The sequence below is a fragment of the Gilvimarinus sp. 1_MG-2023 genome (assembly GCF_030548285.1).
The window spans coordinates 1-272 of sequence record NZ_JAUOSC010001009.1; the positions used below are offsets into that span (position 1 = coordinate 1).

The 272-nt window shown below is 51.1% G+C and carries 1 protein-coding gene; it reads right to left on the reverse strand.

The window, feature by feature from the left end:
- Nucleotides 1-272: hypothetical protein (locus Q4563_RS19930; RefSeq protein WP_303605751.1), on the reverse strand; the 272-nt coding region annotated here is incomplete at both ends.

Consider the following 272-nt stretch of genomic DNA (forward strand, 5'->3'; position numbering starts at 1 on the left):
CTATTACCACTTGCGCTGTTTGTGGCTTGGTTTTAACAGGCGCCTGTAGTTGTATTCCCTGATTAAGTAACGCCTGCAATTTCTGCTTTTGCGTTTCTTCTAAATAAGCTTGTCTTTGCTGCAGCTCTGTTTTGGTTTCCGGCTGTAACTGCGGCGCAGGCGCCTCCTCTGAGGCTGATGTGACAGTGTTATTTGGCGCGGGAATGGACGCTGCAGCAGACTTTTGTATCGGCTGGTGTAGCTCGGGTAATGCTTCTGGCTCGGTGCGGGCT